Raw genomic sequence first — 9,287 nt, forward strand, 5'->3', positions numbered from 1 at the left:
ACCGCAGTGTGCGGCACGGTTCGCCACATCATTTGGTGTGCGTCGTCTGGTCTTTGGTGAAACGCGACTGCGGTACCTCGTCCCACGTGGCTGGTAAAGCCGTGACGGCAAGCGTGCCGTAGTTGACGGATACGTCACCGAGCCGGCCGCGCAGGCGTCGGTAGATGACCCCGTGTGCACCATCGGCGATGTAATCGCGCAGCGAAGCTTCGCTGTCGAAGGCTCCGAACGTCCGGAATCTTGCGCGCTCCCAGTCGATATCGAACCCGAAGCGAATCATGCCGGGAAAGGCTTTAGCATGCTCGATCACCGAGGGTATGGCCACCGCGAAGGCCGTCAGATGTTTCATCCGCCGTACCTGCAGTTGCAACCACACCGACGGATAACCGTCCGCACCCGGTTGCGTCGTCGGCATCGGGTTCTCACCGTCGTACATCACTTTCACCGCTGACGCCTCCCTGCGATGTTATCGCCGTAAACATACCAGGATGACGCGTCGCGGGCAACGGCGGGCGTCCAGTCGCGTGCGGACCGACTCAGACCGGCGCGCAGCGGTAGTGCACCTGTCGCACGGGTGCGTCACCGAAAGTCTCTGTGCGACAGGCTCCGTCGAACCGCCACCCGTCGCGTTCGTAGAACCGGCGGGCGCCGAGGTTCCCGTCCAGCACCCACAGGACGGCTCCCGCCACACCGAGCCGGCGCAGCCGCTCCCGCGCGGCGGCCATGAGCAGCCGCCCGATGCCGGTCCGCACGTGCGCGGGGTCGACGTAGATCGCCATCAGCTCGCCGAAATTCGGGAACTCCATCTCGCTGCACAGTCCCGTGGTCGCCAGGCCGCGGATCGCGGAACCGTCGACCGCGACCACGGTTGACGGCAGCCGAAGCCCGACCCGACCAAAGGTGTAGCGGTCGGCGAAGAACTCGGGCGTCAGGCCGTCGAGGTAGGCCTGGTCGATCAGCCCGCGATACGCCGACTGCCACGACCGGACCTGCACCCGGGCCACGTCGCGTGCGTCGGCCGGGACGGCCGCCCGCACCTCGATCACGGGTGCAGTATCGGGCATAATCGCCAAAATTGACACCCGTCAACTCTCGGGAAGGACGACGAAGATGGCAGACACGGCTTCAATTGGCGTGAAGGTGCGCGACAAGGTCGTCGTCATCACTGGCGGCGCCCGCGGGATCGGGCTGGCCACCGCGACCGCGCTGCACAACCTGGGCGCCAAGGTCGCGATCGGCGACATCGACGAGGTGCGGGTGAAGGAATCGGGCGCCGCGCTCGGCCTCGACGTCTACGGGAAGCTCGACGTCACCGACCCGCATTCGTTCGCGGATTTCCTCGATGAGGTGGAGCGCCAGCTCGGCCCGATCGACGTGCTGATCAACAACGCCGGCATCATGCCCGTCGGGCGGATCATCGACGAGCCGGATGCGGTCACCCGCCGCATCCTCGACATCAACGTCTACGGCGTCATCCTCGGCAGCAAGCTGGCGGTGCAGCGCATGGTCCCCCGCCGATCCGGGCACGTCATCAACGTCGCGTCCCTGGCCGGCGAGCTCTACATCGTCGGCCTGGCCAGCTACTGCGCCAGCAAGCACGCGGTGATCGCGTTCACCGACTCGGCCCGCCTCGAATACCGCTCGGCCGGTGTGGAGTTCTCCACGGTGTTGCCAACCTTCGTCAACACCGAGCTGGTCGCCGGGACACCCGGCATGAAGGGGTTCCGCAACGCCGAGCCCGCCGAGATCGCCGACGCCATCGTCAGGCTGGTGGCCCACCCCAGGCCGCGGGTGCGGATCACCAAGGCCGCCGGCGCGATGGTCGTCTCCCAGAGATTCTGGCCGCGCAGGATCGCCGAGGGGCTCAACCGCCTGCTCGGCGGCGACCACGTCTTCACCGACGACGTCGATGTCGAGAAGCGCCGGGCCTACGAGGCGCGGGCCCGCGGGGAGGAGTAGTCGGCGATCGTGAGCGCGGCGCAGCCGGGTGAAGCGGGTCGCCGCCATCGGGAGTAGCTCGCCGACAAGCGCCGTTCACCAAAGACACGGACAATCGGGCGGGTGACCGCAGAAACCTCGACCACGAATGCCGCAGCCCTCTCGGACGACGAGCTCGCTCTCATCGACAAATATTGGCGCGCAGCCAATTACCTCTCGGTCGGCCAGATCTACCTCCTGGACAACCCGCTGCTGAGCGAACCGCTGTCGTCCGAGCACGTCAAACCCCGGCTGTTGGGTCACTGGGGCACCACGCCTGGGCTCAACCTCATCTACGCGCACCTGAACCGGGTCATCCGCAACCGCGACGCCAGCGTCATCTACGTCACCGGGCCCGGCCACGGCGGGCCCGGGCTGGTCGCCAACGCGTACCTGGAGGGCACCTACTCCGAGGTGTACACCGGCATCGAGGAAGACGCCGAGGGACTGCGAAAGCTGTTTCGGCAGTTCTCCTTTCCCGGCGGCATCCCGAGCCACGTCGCGGCCCAGACGCCCGGGTCGATCCACGAGGGCGGCGAGCTGGGCTACGCGCTGGTGCACGCCTACGGGGCGGCGTTCGACAACCCGGACCTGGTGGTGGCGTGCGTGGTGGGCGACGGCGAGGCCGAGACCGGGCCCCTGGCCGCCGGCTGGCACTCGAATAAGTTCCTGAACCCGGTCACCGACGGCGCCGTGCTGCCCATCCTGCAGCTGAACGGCTACAAGATCGCCAACCCGACCGTGCTGGCCCGCATCCCCCACCCCGAACTGGAATCGCTGCTGCGCGGCTACGGCTACCGGCCCATCACGGTCGCCGGTGACGACCCGGCCAACGTGCACCAGCAGCTGGCCGCCGCCCTCGACGACGCCTTCGACGACATCGCGGCCATTCAACGCGCCGCCCGTACCGGAAGCCGTGCGGAGCGGCCCGTCTGGCCGATGATCGTGCTGCGCACCCCGAAGGGCTGGACCGGCCCCAAAGTGGTCGACGGCAAGAAGGTGGAGGGCACCTGGCGGGCCCACCAGGTCCCCTTGGCCGAGACCCACGACAACCCGGCCCATCGCGCGCAGCTGGAGGAATGGCTGCGCAGCTACGGGCCCGAGGAGTTGTTCGACGCCAGCGGCGCGCTGCGCCCCGAGCTGCGGGCGCTGGCGCCCCGCGGTGATCGCCGGATGAGCGCCAACCCGCACGCCAACGGCGGGCTGCTGCTGCACGACCTCGACCTGCCCGACTTCCGCGACTACGCGCTGGCCGTGGCGCAGCCGGCCGCCGAGACGCACGAGGCCACCCGGATGCTGGGCACCTTCCTGCGCGACGTGATCGCGCGCAACCCGGATCGGTTCCGGCTCATGGGCCCCGACGAGACCGCCTCCAACCGGCTCGACGCCGTCTACGGGGCGACCGACAAGGTGTGGCTCTCGGAGATCGGGCCCGACGACGAACACCTCGCGCCCGACGGCCGCGTGATGGAGGTGCTCTCCGAGCACCTGTGCCAGGGCTGGCTCGAGGGCTACCTGCTGACCGGACGGCACGGCCTGTTCAACTGCTACGAGGCGTTCGTGCACATCGTCGACTCGATGCTCAACCAGCACGCGAAGTGGCTGGCCACCAGCCGGGAACTGCCGTGGCGGCGGCCCATCGCGTCGCTGAACTACCTGCTGACCTCCCACGTGTGGCGCCAGGACCACAACGGCGCGTCGCATCAGGACCCCGGATTCATCGACCTGGTCGCGAACAAGCGGGCCGAGCTGACGCGGGTGTACCTGCCGCCGGACGGCAACACGCTGCTGTCGGTGGCGGACCACTGCCTGCGCAGCCGCAACTACGTCAACGTGATCGTCGCCGGCAAGCAGCCCGCGCTGGCCTATCTGGACATGGACCAGGCCATCGCCCACTGCGCGCGGGGCCTGGGCATCTGGCCGTGGGCGAGCACGGCTAAGTCTTTAGGCGCCGAGCCCGACGTGGTGCTGGCCTGCGCCGGGGACATCCCGACGCTGGAAGTGCTCGCGGCCGCCGACATCCTGCGGCGCGAACTACCCGGCCTGGCGGTCCGGGTCGTCAACGTCGTCGACCTGATGCGGCTGCAGCCGGAATCCGAGCATCCACATGGCTTGCCGGACAAGGAGTTTGACGCGCTGTTCACCCGCGACAAGCCGGTCATCTTCGCCTACCACGGCTACCCATGGCTGATCCACCGGCTCACCTACCGGCGCACCAACCACCCGCACATCCACGTGCGGGGCTTCAAGGAGCGCGGCACCACGACGACGCCGTTCGACATGGTGATGCTCAACGACCTCGATCGCTTCCATCTGGTCATCGACGTCGTCGACCGGGTGGACGGGCTGGCCAGCCAGGCCGCCGTGCTGCGTCAGCGCATGGTCGACGCCCGCCTCGCCGCTCGCGCCTACACCCGTGAACACGGCGAGGACGACCCGGCGATCTCGGGGTGGACCTGGGAAGCGGACTGAGCTGGGCGGGGCTGCCCGATGGTCTGGCACCCTCCCGAACCTGCACCACGCGACCTACCCCGATAGCGGCGACCCACCGCGCGGCTGCCTGGCCATCCCTTCGGCAGCGGACGAATGGCTTCGGGCGTACCAACGGTTTGCCCAAAGGCCAAAATACCGGGCGGAAACTCGTTACAGTGCCTTGCACCGGAAGTTCGGTACTGTCCGGACAGGAGAATCCTTATGTCGTATCTGGTGGCGGCACCCGAGTTCTTGGCGTCGGCGGGAACGGATCTGTCCAACCTCGGCTCAGCGTTGAGCGCCGCGAAAGCGGCCTCGGCGACCCCGACGACTGGCGTGCTGGCCGCGGCTGCGGATGAGGTGTCGTTGGCCATTGCGGCGGTGTTTTCCGCTCACGGTCAGCGCTTCCAGGCGCTAGGGGCACAGGCGGCGGTGTTTCATGACCAGTTCGTGCAGCTATTGGAGGTCGGCGCAGGGCGGTACGCATTGGCCGAAACGGCGAATGCCTCGCCTTTGCAGGGTGTCGGGCAGGGCATCATCCCTGGCTTCGGCAGCACAAACCTCGGTTTCGGGAACAACGGCAGCGCAAACCTCGGCAGCGGAAACCTGGGCGCCTTCAACGTGGGAAGCGGGAACATTGGCAACAACAATGTCGGCTTCGGCAACTTGGGCAGCAACAACATGGGCTTGGGGAACCACGGCAATGGAAACCTCGGCTTTGGGCTCACCGGCAACAACATGGTGGGCGTTGGCGCGCTGAATTCCGGCAGCGGAAATTTCGGCTTCGGGAACTCGGGTAACAACAACATCGGGTTCTTCAACTCGGGTAATAACAACGTCGGCTTCTTCAACTCGGGCACTGGTAACTTCGGCTTCTCGAACTCGGGCAACACCAACACAGGGTTCTGGAACGTGGGTGAGGTCAACACCGGCTTTGCAAATTCGGGTGACTACAACATGGGTTTTGCAAACCCGGGCGACTACAACATGGGCTTCGGGAACGCCGGCACCAACAACATGGGCTTCGAGAACACGGGCTCGGACAACACGGGAAGCTTCAACGCGGGCGACTTCAACACGGGGTGGGGAAACTCGGGCGACATCAACACCGGCTTCTACAACTCGGGCAACCTGAACACTGGTTTCGGCAGCTCGGTCAACCAGACTGGTCCGAACTCGGGCTTCGGAAACACAGGCACCGGGAACTCGGGGTTCTTTAACCAGGGCCTCAACAACTCGGGCTTCTGGAACTCGAACACCGGCCCCGGCTGCCACAAGACTGGGTTCTTCAACTCGGGGAGCGGCGTATGGGACACCGGCATCGGGAACTCGGGCAACGCCGACTACAACACGGGCTTCTTCAACTCGGGCGTCGGCGGCTACAACACGGGCTCCTTCAACTCGGGCATGGACAGCTCCGGGAGCTTCAACACGGGTAATGACCAGTCGGGTTTCTTCGGCCTGTTCTGACGTTGCAATGAGCGAGTGCGTGAGCGACTCGAGCGAACCCGTGAACTGGAACCCCCCGATCGCCCGCGGCTACGCGGCGCGGGGTTCGCCGGTGGCACCGGAAGGCTCGCCGTAGTCCCTCGGCTTGTCGGCGTCGATATGCCAGATCCAGTTGCCGTAGAGGGGCCGGTCAACGGCCAGGGCGCCCAACGGTGCGATGACCAGGATCGAGACCAGCGTCCACACCGTCGTAGCCATGAGTTCTCCCTCCGCCGAGTGTGTAACCGTCTTAGATAGTTACAGCTTGCCAGTGCGCGTGAAACCTGTCAAGGTGGTTACATGAAGTTCGTCTACGTGAGCGGGCGGCGGTGTTTGGACTTCGCGGGCACGCTGAAATATCGGGGCTCGGCGCGTCGCGAGGAATTGTTGACCGACCCGCAGCGGGTGTCGGACTGGGCGGTCGGTGCCGGGCTGGTCGATACGCCGCTCGAGATAACCGACGATGAAGTCGCGGCGGCGATCGCGGTGCGCGAAGCCATCTACCGGGTCGTCGTGGCGGGGCTTGAGGGCGGCCGGCCCGACGCCGCCGATGTTGATCTGTTGAATGCGTACGCATCCCGACCCCAGCTCACGCCGACGTTGCATCCGGACGGATCGGTCAGCCGCAGCGGTACCGTGCAGCAGCTGCTCGCCGGCCTGGCCGCCGACCTCCTCGACCTTTATGCCGGACCCGACATCGGCAAGGTCAAAAAGTGCTCCCACCCCGGCTGCACGCGCCTGTACGTCGACGCGTCGCGAGCCCAGAACCGGCATTGGTGCGGGATGAGCACCTGCGGCAACCGAGCGAAGGTCCAGGCCTTCCGCGCCCGCCAGCAAGCCGCGGCTCAGCCTTCCTGAGCGACTGAGCTGGGCGAACGCGACCGGCAGGTAAGCTGGCCCGATGCCCGACGCGACGGTTGCCGACACCGATTTCGTAGCGCCGCACCCGTTCCGGTTCCATCTCGACATCGCCGTCGTGGTCATCGTGCTGGTGCTGACCAACCTGATCGCGCACTTCACCACGCCGTGGGCGAGCATCGCGACCGTGCCCGCCGCCGCCGTCGGGCTCGTCGCCTTGATGCGTTACCGCGGGTTGGGCTGGACCGACCTGGGCCTCGGCCGTGAACACTGGCGGCCCGGGCTGGCCTATGCGCTTGGCGCCGTGGCCGTCGTGGCGTCGGTCATCGCGATCGGCATCCTGCTGCCGATGACCCGGCCGATGTTCCTGAACAACCACTACGCCACGATCTCCGGCGCCCTGATCGCCTCGATGGTCATCATCCCGCTGCAGACCGTGATCCCCGAGGAGCTCGCATTTCGCGGGGTGCTGCACGGCGCGCTGAACCGGGCCTGGGGCTTTCGGGGGGTGGCGCTAGGCGGGTCATTGCTGTTCGGTCTGTGGCACGTCGCCACGTCGCTGGGGCTCACCAGCAACAACGTCGGCTTCACCCGGCTGTTCGGCGGCGGCTTCGTTGGGATGGTGGCCGGCGTGACGCTGGCGGTCCTGGCCACCGGGGCGGCCGGCTTCGTCTTCAGCTGGCTGCGCCGGCGAAGCGGCAGCCTGATCGCGCCGATCGCGCTGCACTGGTCACTGAACGGGCTTGGCGCCCTGGCCGCGGCGCTGGTCTGGCACCTGTCGACCTGAGCGGCTAGACCAGCAGCACCGCGGCGCCGGCGATTCGACCGGCGCTTAGATCGCTCAGGGCCTCGTCGGCCCGGGCAAGCGGATATTCCGGCGTGGTCACCTCGATGCGATGTTCGCCCGCGAAGTCAAGGAATGCGCGCGCGTCGGCCCGCGTGTTCGACGTGACCGATCGGACCTGGCGCTCCTGGAACAGATGACGCTGATAGTTCAGCGGCGGGATGTCGGACAGGTGGATGCCCGCGATCGCCAGGGTGCCACCGCGGTCCAGCGCCTGCAGCGCGGGCAGCACCAGCTCGCCGACCGGCGCGAAAAGGATCGCGGCGTCCAGCGGCACCGGCGGCGGATCGGCCGCGCCCTGGGCAGACGCGGCGCCGAGTTGCAGCGCCAGCTCGCGCGCCTCGGCCCCGCGGGTCATCACATGCACCTCGGCGCCCTGCGCCAGCGCGACCTGCGCGGTGATGTGGGCGCTCCCGCCGAAGCCATAGAGGCCCAGCCGCCCACCGGGAGGCAGCTCCGCGCGCAGCAGCGACCGGTATCCGATGATGCCCGCGCACAACAATGGCGCCAGCTCGGTGTCGCTGTAGCCGCTCGGCAGGTGGTGCGCGAAAGCGGCCGGGACGGTGGCGAATTCGGCGTATCCCCCGTCGGCGTCCCACCCGGTGTAGCGGGACTCCGGACAGAGGTTCTCGTCGCCGCGGCGGCAGTACTTGCACACGCCGCAGGTGTGGCGCAGCCAGGCGATGCCCACCCGGTCGCCCGTTTTGAACTCGTCACCGGCCTCGGCCCCGACTTCGACGACCTCGCCGACCACCTCATGGCCGGGCGTAACGCCGGTGCGGTGCACCGGCAGGTCGCCTTCGGTGACGTGCAGGTCGGTGCGGCACACGCCGCACGCCCGCACGGCTACCAGCAACTCCGACGGTGCGGGCCTGGGCACCTCGGCGGTGACTTGTTCGAGTGGGCCGCTCGCCATGGGGCCGGGGCGGCGCACCCGCCAGGCGCGCATCGTCGTCGTCGTTACCGCTTCGGCCATCACCCCATCATGCCGGTATCCGGAACGGCCGCAACGGGTTAGGCCGGGTCAGGCCCGGCGAACCATCCCGACGACCCAGAGCAGGATCACCGCGCCGAGCAGCGCGGTGAAGAAGGTGAAGATGATCCCGCCGCCCGCGGTGTTGACGAAGAAGCTCAGGATGAAGCCGCCGATCAGCGCGCCGACGATGCCGATGACGATGTCCATCAGGATGCCGGCCCCGCTGCCCCTGATGATCCTGCTGGCGAGCGCCCCTGCCAGCCCGCCGATGATGATGTAGCCGATCCAGCCGACGCTGGTCGTTGTCGTCGAGCGGGCGAGAAAGTCGGTTGCTGCCATGACGTCCATGCGGGTCTCCTTGCAATCGAGGGCAAAGCCAGCTCACTGCTGAACCGCGATTGCGTATACCCGCTTTGCGTAAAGCTACGTGTGTCTAATTAGGCGGCATCAGGCGCCGTACCGGGTCGGGTGTGAATCGTCGGCGCGGCGCGTGAGCTCCGGGCGGGAAAATCGCCGGGATTTCGCCCTGGGCGCCCACTCAAGGCCCGGAGTGCACACTCGGCCGAATCAGGCCGGCAAAGCCCGCTGCGCCGCCGGAGTATACCCGCTTTGCGTAAAGCTACGTGTGTCTAATTAGGCGGCATCAGGCGCCGTACCGGGTCGGGTGTGAAT

At 67.4% G+C, this 9,287-nt stretch carries 10 protein-coding genes; 5 read left to right on the forward strand and 5 right to left on the reverse strand.

Going from position 1 to position 9,287, the window contains the following annotated elements; translation table 11 throughout:
- Positions 1–28: 28 nt before the first annotated feature.
- Positions 29–445: a hypothetical protein gene (locus A5706_RS31205; RefSeq protein WP_156767429.1), complete on the reverse strand. Its 417-nt coding sequence runs from the start codon at positions 443–445 to the stop codon at positions 29–31.
- A gap of 91 nt (positions 446–536) precedes the next feature.
- A complete protein-coding gene (locus tag A5706_RS31210; protein WP_231985485.1) occupies positions 537–1,064 on the reverse strand; it encodes a GNAT family N-acetyltransferase in 528 nt (175 codons plus the stop codon).
- Between the two features lie 46 nt (positions 1,065–1,110).
- Between A5706_RS31210 and A5706_RS31215 the strand changes: the two genes are divergently transcribed.
- From A5706_RS31215 to A5706_RS31225, 3 genes are all read left to right on the forward strand, one after another.
- Entirely contained in the window at positions 1,111–1,959 is an 849-nt protein-coding gene (locus A5706_RS31215; RefSeq protein WP_068140334.1) for an SDR family oxidoreductase, read from the forward strand.
- 102 nt (positions 1,960–2,061) lie between these two features.
- Positions 2,062–4,449 (forward strand): phosphoketolase, encoded by a 2,388-nt coding sequence (locus tag A5706_RS31220; RefSeq protein WP_068140337.1) that lies wholly within the window; start codon positions 2,062–2,064, stop codon positions 4,447–4,449.
- Between the two features lie 222 nt (positions 4,450–4,671).
- On the forward strand, positions 4,672–5,919 hold the full coding sequence (locus A5706_RS31225; protein ID WP_068140340.1) for a PE family protein: 1,248 nt from the start codon (positions 4,672–4,674) through the stop codon (positions 5,917–5,919).
- Positions 5,920–5,988: 69 nt separating this feature from the next.
- On the opposite strand, the gene A5706_RS33370 is transcribed toward A5706_RS31225, so the two are convergent.
- Positions 5,989–6,156 (reverse strand): hypothetical protein, encoded by a 168-nt coding sequence (locus A5706_RS33370; RefSeq protein ID WP_156767430.1) that lies wholly within the window; start codon positions 6,154–6,156, stop codon positions 5,989–5,991.
- Positions 6,157–6,270: 114 nt separating this feature from the next.
- Here A5706_RS33370 and A5706_RS31230 point away from each other — a divergent pair, with 114 nt between their 5' ends.
- Together A5706_RS31230 and A5706_RS31235 are read left to right on the forward strand one after the other, a co-directional pair.
- Positions 6,271–6,795: an ABATE domain-containing protein gene (locus A5706_RS31230; protein ID WP_197518041.1), complete on the forward strand. Its 525-nt coding sequence runs from the start codon at positions 6,271–6,273 to the stop codon at positions 6,793–6,795.
- A 43-nt stretch (positions 6,796–6,838) separates the two neighbouring features.
- Positions 6,839–7,582, forward strand: a complete 744-nt coding sequence (locus tag A5706_RS31235; RefSeq protein WP_068140347.1) for a CPBP family intramembrane glutamic endopeptidase — start codon at positions 6,839–6,841, stop codon at positions 7,580–7,582.
- A gap of 4 nt (positions 7,583–7,586) precedes the next feature.
- Here A5706_RS31235 and A5706_RS31240 read toward each other — a convergent pair whose 3' ends face one another.
- Together A5706_RS31240 and A5706_RS31245 are read right to left on the reverse strand one after the other, a co-directional pair.
- On the reverse strand, positions 7,587–8,615 hold the full coding sequence (locus A5706_RS31240) for a zinc-binding alcohol dehydrogenase family protein (protein WP_068140350.1): 1,029 nt from the start codon (positions 8,613–8,615) through the stop codon (positions 7,587–7,589).
- Positions 8,616–8,663: 48 nt separating this feature from the next.
- Positions 8,664–8,963, reverse strand: coding sequence for a GlsB/YeaQ/YmgE family stress response membrane protein (locus A5706_RS31245; RefSeq protein WP_068140353.1), 300 nt, complete (start codon positions 8,961–8,963; stop codon positions 8,664–8,666).
- Between the last annotated feature and the right edge of the window lie 324 nt (positions 8,964–9,287).

Source organism: Mycobacterium sp. E796, assembly GCF_001672815.1.
Lineage (GTDB): Bacteria > Actinomycetota > Actinomycetes > Mycobacteriales > Mycobacteriaceae > Mycobacterium.